Source organism: Psychrobacter urativorans, assembly GCF_904846695.1.
GTDB classification, from domain to species: Bacteria; Pseudomonadota; Gammaproteobacteria; order Pseudomonadales; family Moraxellaceae; genus Psychrobacter; species Psychrobacter urativorans.
Map to the genome: position 1 here is coordinate 157,483 of NZ_CAJHBR010000004.1, position 17,716 is coordinate 175,198.

Annotated in this window: 18 protein-coding genes; 4 read left to right on the forward strand and 14 right to left on the reverse strand. The window is 41.8% G+C overall.

Annotated elements, in window-relative coordinates:
• Nucleotides 1-227 precede the first annotated feature (227 nt).
• Nucleotides 228-1,352 carry a DNA polymerase IV gene (gene dinB, locus JMY09_RS05035; protein ID WP_201622499.1) on the reverse strand — a complete coding sequence of 375 codons (1,125 nt, stop codon included), beginning with the start codon at nt 1,350-1,352 and terminating at the stop codon, nt 228-230.
• Between the two features lie 121 nt (nt 1,353-1,473).
• Here dinB and JMY09_RS05040 point away from each other — a divergent pair, with 121 nt between their 5' ends.
• Nucleotides 1,474-1,644 (forward strand): hypothetical protein, encoded by a 171-nt coding sequence (locus tag JMY09_RS05040; RefSeq protein ID WP_201622500.1) that lies wholly within the window; start codon nt 1,474-1,476, stop codon nt 1,642-1,644.
• 87 nt (nt 1,645-1,731) lie between these two features.
• Here the strand turns inward: JMY09_RS05040 and JMY09_RS05045 are convergent, their stop codons facing one another.
• Entirely contained in the window at nt 1,732-3,027 is a 1,296-nt protein-coding gene (locus JMY09_RS05045) for a M20 family metallopeptidase (RefSeq protein WP_201622501.1), read from the reverse strand.
• Nucleotides 3,028-3,245: 218 nt separating this feature from the next.
• Between JMY09_RS05045 and JMY09_RS05050 the strand changes: the two genes are divergently transcribed.
• Nucleotides 3,246-3,668, forward strand: a complete 423-nt coding sequence (locus JMY09_RS05050) for a DUF1810 domain-containing protein (protein ID WP_201622502.1) — start codon at nt 3,246-3,248, stop codon at nt 3,666-3,668.
• A 351-nt stretch (nt 3,669-4,019) separates the two neighbouring features.
• On the opposite strand, the gene JMY09_RS05055 is transcribed toward JMY09_RS05050, so the two are convergent.
• The 9 genes from JMY09_RS05055 to JMY09_RS05095 form a co-directional block, all read right to left on the reverse strand.
• Nucleotides 4,020-4,673, reverse strand: coding sequence for a c-type cytochrome (locus JMY09_RS05055; RefSeq protein ID WP_201622527.1), 654 nt, complete (start codon nt 4,671-4,673; stop codon nt 4,020-4,022).
• A 157-nt stretch (nt 4,674-4,830) separates the two neighbouring features.
• Nucleotides 4,831-6,432 (reverse strand): flavin monoamine oxidase family protein, encoded by a 1,602-nt coding sequence (locus JMY09_RS05060; protein ID WP_201622503.1) that lies wholly within the window; start codon nt 6,430-6,432, stop codon nt 4,831-4,833.
• 47 nt (nt 6,433-6,479) lie between these two features.
• Nucleotides 6,480-7,889, reverse strand: coding sequence for a cytochrome c (locus JMY09_RS05065; protein ID WP_201622504.1), 1,410 nt, complete (start codon nt 7,887-7,889; stop codon nt 6,480-6,482).
• A 56-nt stretch (nt 7,890-7,945) separates the two neighbouring features.
• Nucleotides 7,946-8,536, reverse strand: a complete 591-nt coding sequence (locus JMY09_RS05070) for a YceI family protein (protein WP_201622505.1) — start codon at nt 8,534-8,536, stop codon at nt 7,946-7,948.
• Between the two features lie 145 nt (nt 8,537-8,681).
• Nucleotides 8,682-9,464, reverse strand: coding sequence for a PAP2 family lipid A phosphatase (locus JMY09_RS05075; RefSeq protein ID WP_201622506.1), 783 nt, complete (start codon nt 9,462-9,464; stop codon nt 8,682-8,684).
• Nucleotides 9,465-9,542: 78 nt separating this feature from the next.
• On the reverse strand, nt 9,543-9,944 hold the full coding sequence (locus JMY09_RS05080) for a diacylglycerol kinase (protein ID WP_227677176.1): 402 nt from the start codon (nt 9,942-9,944) through the stop codon (nt 9,543-9,545).
• A 375-nt stretch (nt 9,945-10,319) separates the two neighbouring features.
• Nucleotides 10,320-11,660 (reverse strand): sensor histidine kinase, encoded by a 1,341-nt coding sequence (locus JMY09_RS05085; protein WP_201622508.1) that lies wholly within the window; start codon nt 11,658-11,660, stop codon nt 10,320-10,322.
• Between the two features lie 121 nt (nt 11,661-11,781).
• Nucleotides 11,782-12,468, reverse strand: coding sequence for a response regulator transcription factor (locus JMY09_RS05090; protein ID WP_201622528.1), 687 nt, complete (start codon nt 12,466-12,468; stop codon nt 11,782-11,784).
• A 182-nt stretch (nt 12,469-12,650) separates the two neighbouring features.
• A complete protein-coding gene (locus tag JMY09_RS05095; protein WP_201622509.1) occupies nt 12,651-14,351 on the reverse strand; it encodes a phosphoethanolamine transferase in 1,701 nt (566 codons plus the stop codon).
• Between the two features lie 283 nt (nt 14,352-14,634).
• On the opposite strand from JMY09_RS05095, the gene JMY09_RS05100 reads away from it, so the two are divergent.
• The gene (locus tag JMY09_RS05100) at nt 14,635-15,120 is read left to right on the forward strand and encodes a hypothetical protein (protein ID WP_201622510.1); all 486 of its coding nucleotides are present in this window, start codon (nt 14,635-14,637) and stop codon (nt 15,118-15,120) included.
• A 440-nt stretch (nt 15,121-15,560) separates the two neighbouring features.
• On the opposite strand, the gene JMY09_RS14680 is transcribed toward JMY09_RS05100, so the two are convergent.
• Both JMY09_RS14680 and JMY09_RS14800 read right to left on the reverse strand, forming a co-directional pair.
• Entirely contained in the window at nt 15,561-15,692 is a 132-nt protein-coding gene (locus JMY09_RS14680) for a COG4315 family predicted lipoprotein (protein ID WP_320157828.1), read from the reverse strand.
• Complete coding sequence (locus JMY09_RS14800; protein ID WP_201622529.1) at nt 15,631-15,813, reverse strand: COG4315 family predicted lipoprotein; 183 nt, start codon at nt 15,811-15,813, stop codon at nt 15,631-15,633. The genes JMY09_RS14680 and JMY09_RS14800 overlap by 62 nt, the downstream gene beginning before the upstream one ends.
• Before the next feature lie 127 nt (nt 15,814-15,940).
• On the opposite strand from JMY09_RS14800, the gene JMY09_RS05115 reads away from it, so the two are divergent.
• Entirely contained in the window at nt 15,941-16,747 is an 807-nt protein-coding gene (locus JMY09_RS05115; RefSeq protein ID WP_265088000.1) for a COG4705 family protein, read from the forward strand.
• 358 nt (nt 16,748-17,105) lie between these two features.
• On the opposite strand, the gene JMY09_RS05120 is transcribed toward JMY09_RS05115, so the two are convergent.
• Nucleotides 17,106-17,384, reverse strand: coding sequence for a peptidylprolyl isomerase (locus JMY09_RS05120; protein WP_201622512.1), 279 nt, complete (start codon nt 17,382-17,384; stop codon nt 17,106-17,108).
• Between the last annotated feature and the right edge of the window lie 332 nt (nt 17,385-17,716).

Below are 17,716 nucleotides of genomic sequence, written 5' to 3' on the forward strand. Positions count from 1 at the left end.
GAAAGCACCAGCAAAGGGAGTAGATTACGCAGGCTATTTATCTAACTATATCTGCCTTTACTTGTCGGCATTGGCTGGCTGATTTTAACGGTTTTAATCAGTGCTTAATCTACAACCAGTTGCAGTGTTGCAGTAGGCATGATCTTCCTATGACCAGAATGCTACTATTAAAATAGCCTAAGTAGAATTATACAAGCTATAAATTAGTCAGTTGCAATAGCAAGGCGCTATTCGAATAAATCCAATTGCGCTAAGGTCTGCGTCGCTGGAGCTAACGATGAATAAGTAACCCCTACTAAGCGAATAGGCAAGTCACGTGGGATATCAGCAAACAGTTTGTTGAGCCAATAGTGAGCAGACTCAGCACTATCAAACGCTGTTGATAAAGTATGCGAGCGGGTTATTTGACTGAAGTCAGCATATTTAATCTTAAGGGTGATAGTGTAGGCAATGAGCTGTTTATTATGCATTTGGATATAAGCATCAGCGTTTTGCTCATAAATCTGTACTAGCAGGGCTTCATCAAGGCGTAGATTATCTTGAAAGGTAGTCTCAGAACCAACTGATTTGTGCTGACGTTCAGCCTTAACTGGACGCTCGTCGCGACCATGAGCGATATCATGATAAAACTGGCCACGCTTGCCAAATTCATTAACCAACATTACCGCTGACGCATGGCGTAGATCGGCTCCGGTACTGATATTCATCGCATGTAAACGCTTAGCGGTAGCTTTGCCAATACCATGGAAGCGCTCGATTGGTAGCGAACTAATAAAGGCATCAGCGTCGCTAGGGGTAATGATTGCCGTGCCATTAGGCTTATTAATATCAGAAGCGATCTTAGCTAGCATCTTATTAAAAGATACCCCAGCCGAGGCGGTGAGCCCAGTATGCTGTAGTATCTGCGCTCGTAACCAATTGGCCATTAGAGTCGCTGAGCCGTGATGGACTTGTAGCCCAGTGACATCGATATAAGCTTCATCCAAAGATAGAGGCTCTACTAACGGGGTAAGGCTATGCATAATCGCTCGGATATCAGCACTAACTGCACGATAAACTTCAAAACGTGGACGCACAAATAGTACTTCAGGACAGCGCTTACGTGCCTCATAACAAGACATCGCTGAGCGTACGCCAAATTTACGCACTTCATAACTAGCGGCTGCAACTACACCACGTCCTTTAGGATCGCCGCCTACTACTAATGGCTTACCACGCAGCTCAGGAAAATCGCGTTGTTCGACGCTAGCGTAAAAAGCATCCATATCAAGATGGATAATCTTACGCTGAATTGGCATTACTAAGTTTGTATTAACCAAGTCTTGGTTAACTGGATGGGCATCAAAGGTCATAATTACTATTTTAACGGATATAGGACCGTCTTTTAATAGGAGATTTATTATGTAGCCTGCTATTGAGTCATATATTTGTATGGCTTTTGATTTTACTCTGGTTATTGATGATCGGCTTTTTATGGCAACGGATTATGGCTTGAGCTTACCGCCCAATCGATCAGAGGCAGTAGATGAGGGTGTCAGCTCTGGGGCTACTTTAGAAGACGGTACAGCTGTACCGACCCTTTCAGTCTCTACAATAAACAACCAACAGCAAAATATAAAAAAGCCAGACACCATAAGTATCTGACTTTTTATAATTGTTTAGCTGATCCTAACACTCGTCTTCCTAAGATAAAGTTAGTTCAGCCTAAAGTTTTAACTCAGCGGTTAAGGGTTACTTTTTCATTGCCAGATAGTCTACCGCTAATTGGCTAAGAGCTTTAGTACCCACCTTAAATGAGGATTCATCGGCATAAAAGTAAGGAGAGTGGTTAGTAGGTGCTTTGCTAGCATCTTGTCCCACTGGTGTTCCCCCTAAAAATACAAACAAACCAGGGACTTCGTTGGCATAAAATGAGAAATCTTCAGAACCTGTTAATTTAGAGACTTCAATGACGTTATTTTTACCGGCTACGTTTTGTAAGGTAGGTAACATTTTAGTCGTTAACTCTGGATTGTTGATAGTGACTGGATAACCCTCGATGATTTTAACGTCTGCTTCTGCACCTGAAGATTTTGCTATATAAGTCGCGGTGGTTTTAATTTTTTCAAATATCTGTTGGCGATTATCCATATCAAAATTACGAATAGTGCCTATCATGTCAACTTTATCAGGAATGATATTATCGCGTACGCCGCCTTGTATTTTACCGAACGAGACAATAGCAGGCTCTTTAGTGATATCAATTTGACGGCTGACGATATGGTTCATGCCAGTCACAATTTGCGCTGCTGCGGCAATAGGATCAACCCCGCCCCAAGGTGCTGAGCCATGAGTTTGCTTACCATTCACTGTGATCTCAAAAGTGTCTACACTAGCCATGATAGGACCACTGCGATAACCAATTTGACCGCTGTTTAGGCTCGACATAATATGCAGTCCAAAGGCAACGTCTGGCTGATATTTTTTGAATATGCCTTGTTTTAACATTAGCTCAGCGCCGCCTTGTTCTCCTTCTGGAGCACCTTCTTCAGCTGGCTGAAACACAAACATAATGTTGCCATGCAACTCGTTTTTTACCCCTGCTAGTACTTCAGCGGCCCCCATTAGCATAGCCACGTGAGTATCATGTCCGCAGGCATGCATCACGCCTACCTCTGATCCTTGATAGATAGCCGTTTTGGTTGATTTAAAAGACACATCTGTTTTTTCGGTAACAGGTAGTGCATCCATATCGGCCCGAAGCATTACGGTAGGTCCTGGTTTTGACCCTTTCAAGATACCTACAACCCCAGTGTAGGCTATGCCGGTTTCAACTTCCATCCCCAGGGATTTCAGGTGTTTGGCAACAATGGCCGCAGTACGAGTTTCTCTATTACTGAGTTCGGGATTTGAATGTAAATCACGACGCCATTCAATGACTTTTTTTTCTACTTTTTTGGCCTCTTTATCGACATTGATAGTAGCGTTAGCACTAAACGTGCTGCAGGCAACACAGCCGATAGCTAATGATAATAAAGCTCTTTTCATATTTATTCCTTCCTTGGTTGGCGCTCGAGTTAAAAGCTTAGTATTATTTACTCTATAGTGAGGTTAACAGACTTAGTAAGGAGGTTATAGCGTATCGATCACGCTATGCTAGCCTTAATTAGCAGCAATGAAGCCTCGGCTATAATGTTAACAATTTGATCGTCATATGTATTGAAATAATTTAAATATTTGCAGTGAAATATATATAGGATTACTTTATGAATAACACTCTATTTGATGACTTTGTGCAAGCACAAGATGGTGTTTACCCACAAGTCATAGCAGAACTAACCCAAGGTCGCAAACGTTCGCATTGGATGTGGTTTGTTTTTCCGCAGCTTTTAGGATTAGGTCATAGTGCTATGGCTAGACGTTTTGCTTTAGACAGCCTAGCGCAAGCACAAGCCTACTTGCAGCATGAAGTACTTAGTGGGCGATTATTGCAGTGTGCTGAGCTGTTATTAACGCATTCTGATAAAAGCGCTTTAGAAATTTTTGGTAGTCCTGATAACTTGAAGTTGCATTCTTCATTAACGCTATTTGCTTTAGCCGCTAGTAAAGGCTCGGTTTTTGAGCAGCTGTTGCAGCAGTTCTTTGCCGGGTCATATGATAAGAGAACCCTAGCCTTGTTAGGACGATAATAAAGCGCTATAACCAAATGTAGCTATTTTTTAATTACAGCATGTTGACCCCTTACAAGTAGACACTGCTGATAGCTAAAATTACTTTAGTCTAAGTAAAAATTGGATGCAGATGCTTGGGCTAGGTTTTATAACGGATAGAGTGATATTAGCATCAATCTAACAGGCCAATAGGCCAACAGATAACAATAAGAACAGGACTTTTTTGCCGCTACTTTATGACAACTATTCCCTTATAAGACTCGTCTAGAGAGTTTTAACTGACTACTGTTATAAAATCAGCGCCTAACAATAGTCTCTGCTAAAAAGGTGTCAGTTTTGTGGTCGAAGGTTCAACATACTCTATTACTATTATTCGCTTGGATCAGCGCCCGGCGGGAACTCATGACGTAGCTGGGCGACATCAGCAGCAGTGACAGTATCAGTAAAGCCATTTAGATCGCTATGCACATACTGAGTAACCGCTGCTATTTGCTGATCATTCATCATGCTGTGAAAGGAGGGCATACCACGTAGGCCATTAATGACTACACTGATAATATAGTATTTTGATAGCATTTTGCTGTTGTTAGCTAGCGGTGGGTAGTAGCCCGCCCCTTGTGCCCCTTTGCCATCAGCCATGTGACAGCCTGCACAAGAATCATTATAGAGCTTTTTACCATCCGTACTAAAAAACCCAGTTTTGCCCTGTAAGCTGCCTTCGAATTTGATTAACCAAGGTTGCAAGTCAACATCTTCTGCCATTGTCGGTAGCGAGCTGACATCGACAATATTGCCCCTTGGCTCTCTGAGCTCTTCTTTAGAGCTATAGACTGCGCCCCAGGCTCCATTATTACGACTGGCTTGATTATCAAACCTCACTTGCGCAGCTTGTAGATCGGCTAGGGTAGCAGTGCTAGCAGCGGCTTGGTCTTTGCTATAGCGACTACAGCCCGATAAGGTGGTGACACCTAACCCTACTATTATTATAGATGTAGCAAGCAAGTTTGGTTTTATCATCTCTATCTCCCCTTCTAAGGCCTCTATTATTGCGTCAATATGGCTTTTTAGCTCAATATCTTTTTGTCTCAACAGCTTTGCAGTTTGATTGTTTTTAAATCAACGGTTTTTAACGTTACTGCTATTAAGCTGTCAGTTTTTAGCTAAAGGCTACTACTGACTACTAGCCAATACTTTTTGCGCGTTGATGCAAACGGGTGGCAGCATCCATACCAGATAGTATCGCCCCTTCCTGCCAAGCCGGAATATGCGAGCAATGCTCGCCTGCCAAAACGATACGATGATCGATAGCACACAAAGTATTGTAATACTGATCACGACTTGACTCACTCCAAATACCATAACAGCCGAGTACCCATGGGATACGATGCCAAGCTACTGAAGTACCAGAGCGGAACTCTTTGGGATATTGTGGATGAATGTATTTGCCATATTGCAGTGCTGCGTCGATGCGCTGTTTAGGATTGAGAGTATTAAATTTATAAGACGCCTCACCAAATCCATAAGCACCTAGTAGCACTCCTGAGCCAGTAGTAAACATATCTTGTGAAGGATAAGATATCTGGGTAATGGGCATATCGGTATAGCTGATACCACCATAAATCCACTCGTCCTCTTCCCAAAATCGACGTTTAAATTCTAAGCCTACTTTATAGGAGGTGTCATAAGGCACGGCTGCCATAGCTTGTTTCATCGGTGCTGAAACATTGATGTCTATTTGGGTTAACACTGACAATGGAATGGTACAAATACACCAATCGGCACGTACGGTTTTTGACAGTCCATCAAGATTATTGCTATCGACATAATCGACGCTGACACCGCTATCATCCTGCTCGATTTTGGTGACTTTTGCATTGAACTCGATCATATCACCACATTCACGAGTGAAAGCATCACCGATTTTCCCCATACCACCGACTGGCTGAAACATCGCTGGTTGATGGACTTGGACGGTATAATTATTATAAATATCGGCCCACATTCCTGAATTCAGTAACTTGTCTCTAGGTATGGGTGTCGATGGCTGAGCATCTGGCATCAGACCACCACCCGGATAGACACTATAGCCACGGTGCTTGCTAGTTTCGTGGCTCTTGACATAACGGTAATTATTATCCAGAACCCCCCAGCCTTTTAGACCTTCTAACAGCTTTTCTTTATCCTCTTTATTGACAGCATTATCAAGGCTACCGACATTCACCGCTTTAGATAGTAGCTCTGAGACATAACCACGGATATCGCTTTGTACTTCGCCCAGACGCTGCGGTGCGCCATTGAAATGATTGGTACGGTGTAAGTAGGCACGATCGTTAGTTTGAATAAACGGCTGTAGTGCAACGCCAAACTTCTTGCAATAGTGAAATACTGCGTAATGGTGAACGGGTAGGCGCCAAGGTCCGCCATTGAAGTAGTTGCCCTTTTTAAAGTCGCAACTAACCTCGCTACCGCCTAACTCAGTATATTTATCACCGCTATTGAGCGTCCAACTGCGGCCACCACCACGATTTTGGAACTCAAGCACAGTTACTTTATAGCCCGCTTTACGTAGCTCATAAGCAGCGGTAAGGCCAGCCAAACCAGCGCCAAGTATGACGATACTAGCACCAGCAGGTGCGCCTTTTAGCTCGATCTGGGTTTTAAAACTAGACTCAGCAGCAAACCCTAGCGTAGTCATAGCCTGATACATTGCGGTTGCCCCAGCCGTTTTACCGATCATCGCTAGCAATTGCCGCCGTGTGGGCGCTTGAAATAGGTCGTTCATTGTTTATCCTTGTTATAGAGCATTCGTCCATGACTGCAAATACTGACTTATTTCATTACTTTTTTTACCTCATCAGCAGTAACCTTACTGCTTTGCAGACCACCTATGTTCACTCGCACGTAATTGGTAATATCAGCAATCTGCGCATGAGTTAATTCTTTAGCGAAGCCGGGCATTTTTGGAGCGGTATTTAGCGCCCCTTTAGCGCCATAAGCGATGACGTTAATCAAAGCATCAGGTTTGGCTCGGCGGAGTCTACTAAGACCGACGATAGAAGCGTAACGGGCATCGGGTTGGGCGTAACCATCGACGCCATGACAACTGGCGCAAGCGGCAAGATATAGTGACTTGGGCGAGCTGCTATCAGTAGGACTATCAGTAGCACTATTAGTAGCACTATTAGCGGTATTAATTTTTGCTTCAGTGTTGGCTAGAGTTTGAGCCAAATAGTCTTGTTGTTGTATTAAGTCATAACCAATAGAGCGGCTTATGGGACTTGGCAAGCGTGCGAGGTTCACAGGTAGCAAGTCGTCGTCGGTTTGGATAGCAGGAACGACTTTTAGGTAAGCGGCCATCGCAGCCAAATCTTCATCGGTTAGATAACGAGTGCTATGGGCCACTGCTTCGGCCATTGGTCCACCCGCATAAGCGCGTTTATCCAACATGCCAGTACGGAGATAAGTGACGATATCTTGCTCGCTCCAGCGCCCGATGCCACTGTCGTTATCAGGAGTAATATTGGGTGCGTACCACTTACCTAATGGCGCACCAGATAGATATTTTTTCTTATTTAAACCTTGAGTAAGATTGCGCGGCGTATGACAAGTACCACAGTGCTCAGCATTATTAACGAGATATTCTCCACGTTGCTGGGTTGCGGTGAGCCCTGAGCGATTGTCAGTAGAGGGCACGTTGATCAGATTCCATGCTAGCATCAAAGTGCGGATATTTAGCGGAAACGGTAGATGAGTGGTTTTTTCAGGGGCGGCTTCTACAGGCGGTACGGTTTGGAAATAAGCGAATAGCGCCTTGATATCTTCGTCGCTCATACCATGATAGGACGGATAGGGCATAGCTGGATAAAGCTGATGGTTAGGCGCACGGCCTTTTTGTAGCGCTTTTTTTAGATCTGCTTCAGTATAGTTGCCGATGCCATAGAGCTTAGAAGGGCTAATATTGGTTGAATAAATATTGCCAATAGGCGTTTCGATCGCTACGCCGCCACTATAGTTTTCGCGATGACAAGCCATGCAATCAGCAGTGCGCGCTACATAAGCACCACGATTTGCCAAATCGCTATTGGCTGGACTGACATTAGGTAGGCTAATAGCTGGGCTAGTATTGAGCAAACTCGTATTATAAAGGCTGGAGCTAACAGAGCTTGCGCTATCAGCCAGCGCAGCACTGGATACTATACTAAGTAGCATTGCTGACAAGAGTGCAGAAAGTGCAGTCATAATATCCTTATAAAACTGGCTAGTACTACGATGTTGATGTGGTTACTGTCATAAAGCTATTGTCTGATGGCTTTGACTTGAATGTTTAAAGTGAGGTCTTTAGTAATACCAAATAAAGTGTATTTCTTAATATTCCATTTGGTGCGGTCAATAGTGGCGGTAAAACCACCCGCACAGACATCCTTGTTAATCGTAGTGCTCAAAGCACAGTTGAACTTAGTGGCTTTTAGACTGATAGGATGAGTCTCACCATGCAAGGTAAGGTTGCCATCAATTTGGGTAACCTGTGTACCTAGTTTATTATCGTTAAAGTGCCATTGGGTTGAGGTAAAAGTAGCAGAGGGAAAGCGTTGCGTATCAAAAAAATCTGCACTAGTGAGCTTTAGATTAAAAGCTTTATTACCAGTATCTAAAGACTTTATAGGAATAATAAGGGCGACACTGCCGGTTCTTAATAGTGCATCGTATTGCAGCTGACCCTTAACGTTATAAAAGCCGCCAGTAGTGACAGAAGTTTTGAGATTATCAATAGCGAAGCGTACGTTAGTTTGATTAGAGTCAATGACATAGTTGGCAGCATGACTATTGCTAAAACTAGTTAGCATCACTACCAGCATCGCTAATCGCTTACCCAATAGTCCTACCATAGCTATATTCCATTATCAATTTTTTATACACTAAGTACTTTATTGCTGAAGGTAGGCTTTATTATTTATTGATGATAAAAATTGTTCTTATAACCATTTTATATACTATTTTTCAAGGGTTTAGTAGCTGTATTTTATAATATTTTTATCGTTTTGCTTGTGACTTTGTAAGCTGGCTATTAGTCATGTTAACCAACTGGTTAAAGCTGGTTTTAAAAAATCCAACAGCTAATGCACAAACTAAAGTCCATGACAGCAGCATCGATACTAAGGTATGACTAAAAAAGTGATCACCAATGCTCATTTTATATAAGCCCATACTCCAGCCTAAAATAGTGACGGTGATAAGAATTTTGCTTCGATAGCGCTGCAAGCTAGGTAAGTATGCCAAGCCATATAAGGCAAATCCGGCGCTGGCATGAGCGGCTGGAAAGCACTTTGCTGGCGTTTTAGCGAGGATGTTTTGCCAAATATTTAGATAAGCTAAGTCGCCATTGAATAGAGTTAGATTGTTGGGACAGCTGACATGAGTGACGCCTTTGAGAGTGCCAATAATGCTAGGGACTAAGATGATGACAAGCAGTAAATAACTGATTTCACGGCGGGGTAACCACGTAAATATTTTGCTAGGCAATGATCTAGCATTATTAGGATCAGCATAAGCAGAAGGACGCCGGTTTCGCCAGTAACTATAGAGTAAGCTTAGGAGTAAGTAGACCCCAAACAGTATGAGTGACGCTTTAGGAAAGTCGTAGAAGATAAATAGATAAGGCTGTTGGCCCTTTGCCAGCAACCAGTGTCCATTAGAATAAAAAAGCTGACTGATATCAATATCTAATTGGCTGTGTTCTAAGGTTAAAGTTGCGATTATAGTTAAGCCCAATAGTTTGAGCCAAAGCCAGTCAGTTGAATTAACTTTTAAGATCATTGATATCTCGTATTACAGTCATTTAGTTGCGCCAGCTTTCGACAGTCTTTGATCCTTTGCGATATGCCTAACTATTGCTCAATAGAGTAGGCTTGATAAGGCCAGCATCCATAAGACAAACATTAGTAGCAAGGCTAGAAATTGCGCAGCAGAGCCGACATCCTTGGCTATCTTGGCCAATGGATGTTGCTCTGTCGAAGTATGGTCAACGCAGGCTTCAATACCTGTATTGAATAGCTCAACGATCAAAGATAAAAAACAGCTTATTAACAGCAGCATTTTTGTAGGGATAGTCAAAGGCAGGAATATAAGGGCAATAAACAATAGTACGTTGAGCCAAAGCACTTGCCTAAAAGCCGCCTCAAATTTATAAGCCGCTTGCAAGCCGTCAATAGAATAGCCTGCAGCTTTAATAATACGAGAGACACCAGTTTTACCTTTAGCCTGACTAGCAAAGCTGTCGGCTGCGAGTAACGGCATAGCGGTTGCTAAAGCTAGCGGGTCGCAGTTGATCTGTTGGACATTGACAGGGGTAGATATAGGATTATCTTTGCTCATATTAAGGGCTTCACTATCATTAATAATCAGTATTGCTGAGTATAAGACAGTGAATATTAAGAAAGCGTTAAGACCTTGATGCTCGTCTACAACGAGCAATTAGGGCGGAAGTCACATGGGTAGAGTCAAGCTAGTGATATCAGTGACTGGGAGTGCTAGTCGCTGAGCAAGCAGATTTGACAGCCAGTTTGAAAAGCAATCAGTTTGAAAAGCAGTCATTTTTTAAGAGTGGGAGTTTTGGTAAAGCAGTTGTTTTTCTAAAACCACCAGCGTTGTAAGAGAGTTAATTGATAGCGGTTATTTATAATAAATAATAAAGGTACTGCCGCCAGTTTTATGGTCTTGATGGCTTAGCTGCCAGCCCATATGAGTCATGATACGTTGCACGATACTCAGTCCCAAACCGGTACCTTCTACGTTGCTACTAGTATGCTCCTCTACCAGCGAGCCTTCAGCAGGTTGCTTACTATTATGATCTAAGCGTTTAAATCTTTTGTATAGCAGCGGCATCATACTCTCAGGAATACCTAGACCAGTATCAGTCACAGTGATTTTTTTATTATCGATAGTCACTATAACTTCCCCCTCATCCGTGTATTGAAAGGCATTTTTTATTAGATTGCCTAAAGCCATTTTTAGCAGTTCAGGCCGTACTTCGGCTATGTAGTCTTGGTCTGCAACGACTGTACAAGTCACAGGTTTATACTTAAGTAAATATTGTAGGCGGGTCACTTCGCTATTGGCGATGCTATTAATAGAAGTTGGTGGCGCATCTAGTTGTTCAGGATTACGAGACAACAGTAGTAAGGCACTGATAATCTCAGAGGTTTCTTTGGCAGTATTACTGATACGATTGGTAAATTCACTCAAATAGCTATCTTCAGCCAACTGCGATGCCAGCACTTCTGAGGCGCCTAAGATAATCGTTAATGGTGTGCGTAGCTCGTGGCTGACATCGCCGGTGAATAGCTGCTCACGTTTTAAATACTCGGCCAGCTTATTATTCTGCTCATCAATTGCCCTTGCCAATACGCCAACCTCTGAGGGTAGGTGAGTCAATTCCGTTAAGTTTTGATGTTCAGTTTCTACTGCCCGCTTCAGATCTAATAGTGGCTTAGTAATTTGCTTAGCAGATAAGTGCGAGAATATCGCCGCAATAAGCAAACTCAAAATAACGGCAACTCTCAACGCATCGGCAAATATATCTTCTAAGTGCTCAAAAATTGCCAAAACAGGATAGTTTTCCATCACCATTTCTTTGTCTTCTAAATAAGTCAAAATATAAGCATGTTGGTTTTGTCGATAGGTAAAAAAATGTAGGTTAGTCTCAGAGGCACGCCCTTGATTATCGACGGTTACCTTTATCTCTTGCACAGTGTCGGTCGCTAAATTTCGTAACGATTCTGGTGCAGCGAGGTATTGATAGATGGTGATGCCTGGGTCGGCTTTATAAATGCTCTGTTCGCCATGCTGCTCTTGACTGAGCTGTAACTGTTGCAGGAGACGCGCTTTTACTAGCTCCTGCTCCATTCGAGTCTCAGCATACAAGAAAATACTGATAAAAGTCGCACACAGAAAAACCGTAAACACTAAGTAGGATAGTCGAAATTTATTAGTAATAGAGTCTAAGTTAAACATGGCAGTGACTTATTTAAAGGCTAAAAGTTAAAAGCTCAAAACACTATAGAGGATTTAAAGCAGCTAGCGAGACGCTACCGGAAGTAGCTGCCGATAGCTGATAGCTGCTACTTATGGAGGTCTAAGCATGATCAGGATCAATGATCTGATAGCCAATACCAGCTATGGTTACTATCACTGGTACGGCAAACGGCTTATCGACTTGCGCGCGTACACTATGTAAATGGGTACGCAAAGCATCACTATTCGGCGTGTCTTCTCCCCATACCTTCTCTTCAAGCTCGGCCTTGCTGACCACTCGCGGCGCAGCACTCATTAGTGTATGCATAATCTTAAACCCTGTTGGGGTTAGTTTTAGCAATTGACCTTCGCGTTTAAGACTGTGTTCAGCAGCATTAAGAGACAGCTTGCCTACTTCTATACTATGACCAAAATGCTCGTCTTGATGGCGACGTATTAAGGCTTTGATACGGGCTTCCAATTCAACCAGCGAGAAAGGTTTGACTAGATAATCATCAGCTCCACTATCGAACCCTGCCACTTTATCTAAGATAGTATCGCGCGCGGTCAGCATTAATACTGGGGTCTTGTTATGGTGCTCTTCTCTGAGCTTTTTGCACAGTTTAGTACCATCCATACCAGGCAGCATCACGTCCAGCAAGATGACGTCATAACGATTATTTGCGGCTAGCGCCAATCCGCTCAGTCCGTTATGAGCATTGTCGAGCTCAAAACCTTTTGGCTCAAAAAAAGCATAGATATTTGCCACGATATCGGGATTATCTTCAATGATAAGTATTTTATGCATCAGCGTGTTATCCATGAGCTTTCTATTAATAAGTGTTAACAAGTATCAGTAACTATCAGTAACTCTCAATAACTAGCCATTAGTATTAATAATGGCTATCTATCAACGACTAGGATGCGATTGATAACTAGTCTCTAGCAGTACGTCGACTCGACAAAGCTTAACCAAAACAAAACTAGCAGTTAATTAATAGAGTTAAAAAAGGTTGGCTGCGAATCAACTTCTTTAGTAGTAATCCCAAAAAAGTTAAGCAAAGTTGGAGTAATAAAATCATGTGATACTGGCTGGCTGGTCATATTAGCTAAGCGGCTAGCATCGATACTATTGTTTTTAGGAGACCAGACAATCACGGGCACTTTCTTTTGTGCCTCTGGTGCAATATTGTAGGGCATGCCATGTAAATAGATATTATTCTCCCCCAAACTCTCCCCATGATCACTAATGTATACCATCACTACTTGATAGTCTTGCTGATAAGGCTTTAGAGTATCGATAATAGAATTTAAGAAATAATCAGTGTAACGAATAGCATTGTCGTAACCGTTAATAACGGACTGATCATCACATTTAGACAGCTCGTTAGTCATACATACAGGTTTATAGTATTCAAACTGTTTGGGATAACGTTGGTAATAAGCAGGCCCATGATTGCCCATTTGATGCAGCAGAATAAGGGTATCTTGAGGTTTAGCCGCTGATTTAACTAGTTTGTCGAAACCATCGAGCATACCGATATCACGACACTCAATATCACAATCAGGGTTTTTTTCAGCGGTTTTGTAGTCCTCAAAAGTAACTCGATCTGCTACCCCTTTGGAGCTGGAGTTATTGTCACGCCAAATTACATTGACGCCTTGCTTACTAAGCGTGTCTAAGACGTTTTCGTTATAATCAGCAGTATCAGGGTCGTAGTCTTCACGATTAGCATAGCTAAACATACAAGGCACTGAATAAGCAGTGGAAGTGCCGCAAGAAGCTGCGTCTTTAAAGCTATAAATGTCTGTCTGGCTGGCAAGTAAGGGCATAGTATCGCGCTGATAGCCATTGAGACCAACGTGATCAGCACGAACCGTTTCACCGACCACGAACACCATCAATTTAGGTTTGGCTGCACCACCGACCGCTGTACTACGTTTGGCATCAGTAGCATGCAGTATCATCGTGTCAGGGCGGCGTAACTCATCGACATAGTCGATACCTAATTTGATCACTGAATAAACAGGGGTGATCGGATTAGTATAACTACGTACTAATTTATGCTGACGAAAAAAGGTGGCGTATTGATCACCAAAAGGCAGCAGGCACACCGCAATTAGAGCAATAGCTGCTATCAAAGTTGCCGTCTTCTGTAGTATTGCTTGACCGATAACGTGACGCTTTAGTCGAACCTTGCTAATAATAAAAGCTGGCAATATACCTAGTAACAACAGCCTGATAACAAAGCTCGGTGCCATCAATCCCATAGCTTCTGCTTGATCGGTCTGCAAGCTGTTGGTCAACATATCAGGACCAAATACTGTCCCATAGTTATCAGTAAAATAACCACATACTGCTGCAGTTAACACCATGAATATGAGCACTATTTTTGCCGTAGGACGATAGCATAGTAGCTGAAACAGCAACCACATTAACCCAAACAATAGACCAGTAAGAGAAACTATAAAACCAATGTTTTCAGCAAACGGATAAATAGCCAATACGTGCTCAAAGAAACCAATATTGGCGCTAGCTACTAAATACAAGGTGACTGCTATAATCAGGTAGGCCAAATGGATTTGACGCTTATAGAGTCGGCTTTTAATACTAGCTACAGTAGCCGTTTTACTAAGGTTTGTAGCATTATCTTGTGGCATACTTGGATTATTTATAGGTTGTTTTGACATTCACAGACTTCTCAATAGAATAGGAGAGGGTTTCATTTGCTAAGGTAACAAGTACCTTGTTAAGAAGATGTTAAGTAGGTCAGGAAGTATCCTCATTACAATAAACTATCGTTTAATAGCGTTAAAATGTTTATATTCTAAGGTCAGATTATTTGGATTAGCAAAGTTTATCTCACTTCTATCCTCGTCATGCTATTGAAGGCCAGTTGTACATTGAAGAGGTGGTTGGCAAACAACTCTAACTCATATTTGATAGTTTCAAAACCAATAGGGAGCTGCTCCAATGTCTATTAAGAAATGGCTTATTATTTTGCCTATGATGTTAGGGTCTATTAGTGCAATGGCTATGGTCGGTGAAGTTGCTGGCGATACCACTTGCAGCACAGTATCGTTAATCAATAAAAAATTACTCAAACAAACCCCTTGTAGCTTTGCGGGTGCTGTAGGTGCCAGCCTAGTTTATTCGGTTCAGCAGCTTGATTTTCTAACCGATTCTCATGAAGATTTCTCCACTGTTAATAACGCCACTTTTAGATTTGGTGATAATGGAGAGATGTTTGATCTTGAAGAAACCATAACTCTTAATGATAAGCCAGCAGAAGTAATAAAGCTGGACTCACGTACTCTAAAGCGCCTAAAACAAGCTGAAATGGATAGAATTTATAAAAGAAAAAATCCTGATTTTTCTAACGTTTTACATTGCTTTAAACCTATCAAAAACAGCACGGCTTTTTGTGTTCCTTATGGCCTAATCTATGGTATGTCATAGTAACTTAGCTGTTAATAGTTTGTTTGTTCGTCTAAATTATTCTGTTTTACGAGTTAATAGGTGGCTCTATTCTGACCTTGAGTGCTCATTAAGCAAAGATTTTTGTACAAGTCTCTATAGCTGTTGCAAAGATAAGCCGTTTATTCAACCATAATACATTTATCAGAGCACCCCATACTTCAATTTTGCTAACTGCTAACCGTTATACTTCGTATGCTGTTAGGCTAATTCTATAGTATCCAAAATATTTAATCATACTTATAATACTTTTAATGCAAAGTTAAGGTCATTTGTACAGAGTTTTACTATTATTAGAAGCCCAGAGGCCCTTTCATTTTATTTATCCTTCATTTAAAATCTTACTTTTGTGAAAGCTATCTGCTATAAAAAAACCCAAGCAACTAGTGCTTAGGTTTTGACCAGCCTAAACTTGTTAGTGCTTATTTAGTACTAATAACGTTCCAAGTTCCAAATTTGCCGTCACCTTTTTTGTCGCCAGGTTTAGTATCGTTAGCATAGAAGTACAAAGAGCATAGAAGTACAAAGAGCATAGAAGTACAAAGGCTTACCATTTATCGCCCACTGATATTTGCCATCTTCATGTTGGATAGTAGAGAACTGACCTTTAGTGCTTGAAGCTTGTGCAGCTACAGTAGAGGTGTTAGCGGTAAAGAAACGGCCATAGGTAAAAATTAAAGTATTATTTGTAAACTGCTAGTGCACCTTAACGACTTCTTAATTTATGAAGGATTATTCTGACAGTTAGAGCATACCTGATTCTGGGGTGCTGACTGTCAATGATCGCTATTAAGGAGGTTTTGTGAACACTCAATCTTTAGTTTCATCTCATACGCCTGTCCCCGTTGGCTCTTGTGCCCATAGTATGTGGAATAAAGTACCGCAGATTATCTTTATATTTTGGCTGATCAAGATGATGTCGACGACAGTTGGGGAGACCGCGGCTGATTATCTAAATTTTAACTATAAGCTTGGCTTGCCCCTTACTTCATTGATCATGGCTGTGATGTTCCTTATAGCGCTGAGAGTCCAACTCAGAGCCGATCGCTATATTCCTTGGAAGTACTGGCTTACTGTAGTGTTTGTTAGCATTTTAGGCACTTTAATCACCGATAACATGACAGATAATATGGGCATCCCATTAGCGGTGTCTACGATTGGATTTAGTATTATATTAGCTATGGTATTCGCACTTTGGTACGCCCGTGAAAGGACCTTATCGATTCATCATATCGATAGTCTAGCGCGTGAATGGTACTATTGGGTGGCTATATTGGCGACCTTTGCTTTAGGAACGGCAGCGGGAGACTGGTTTGCTGAAGGGTTGCAACTGGGTTATCAGACTTCTACCCTAATTTTTGCTGCGGCCATTGCCCTAATAGCTATTGCCTTTTACGCCTTAAAACTCAATAGCGTCTTATGCTTTTGGTTAGCTTATATCTTAACTCGGCCTTTAGGCGCCGCTTTGGGAGATTGGTTGTCTCAACCTGTCAAAAATGGTGGCTTAGGATTGGGTGTAACTAGCATCAGCTTGCTATTTTTAGCGATGATCATAGTGTTAGTCGGGCTAGAGAGCTACAGAGCACATCAGAGTCAGCTTGAGCGCTAGTAGCCTTGGCGACTAAATTTTTAGTATTGATGCTTTTGTAAGCCCCAATATACGACTGATAGTAAAGTAGTGTTAAATACTAAAACACGCTTAAAGTTTAGCCAAAACTGCCATCACTCACTAGAGAAGCACTAGCAATAAGCTTATAAATAGCAGGGTTGAGACAAAATCAAACCTGCATAAAAAAAACCTCAAGTAAATGAATACTTGAGGCAAAGTTTTCTTAAAGTCAAAAGGCTAGACCACTAAATTCTGCAAATTAGCTTTAAGGTCTATAAAAGTCTATAAAGCTTTAATAAACCTATAAGGTTCTGATAATAAAGCTAACAAAGGGTCTATTCAATGAGGGCTTTAACCATTAGGTTCTGTAAAGCACTTTAACCACGTGCCAGCCAAATTTGGTTTTTACTAAATGCGGGGTGAAAAGTTTGCCGCTGAAGCAGACCTTATCAAATGGCTGTACCATCTGGCCTTGTTTAAACTCACCTAAGCTGCCGCCTTTTTTAGCGGAGGGGCAGGTTGAGTGTTTTTTAGCCAACACATCAAACTGGGCGCCTTTTTTAAGCTTGGCAATAATGTCGTCAGCCAGTTCTTTGTCTTTGACTAAAATATGTAATGCGCTAGCCATACGAGCCATGATGTAAACCTTTTATAAAATATCGATTATCAGGTCATTATATCACTACTTACTTTAGTTGCTAAACTCAGTTGGGTACTGTGGTAGTGAAAGCTCAGCTTTTATAACATTTAAGGTTAGTAGTGCAAAGCAAAACCGTGCTTACCTTATAAAAAAAGGCTTTGAAAGGAATTGCAAACACAAAAAAACCTCAAACAATCTAATGCTTGAGGTTGAAACTTTGCTTAAACTTAAAAAGTTAACTAAGTTTTAAATATGGCGCAGCGGACGGGACTCGAACCCGCGACCCCCGGCGTGACAGGCCGGTATTCTAACCAACTGAACTACCGCTG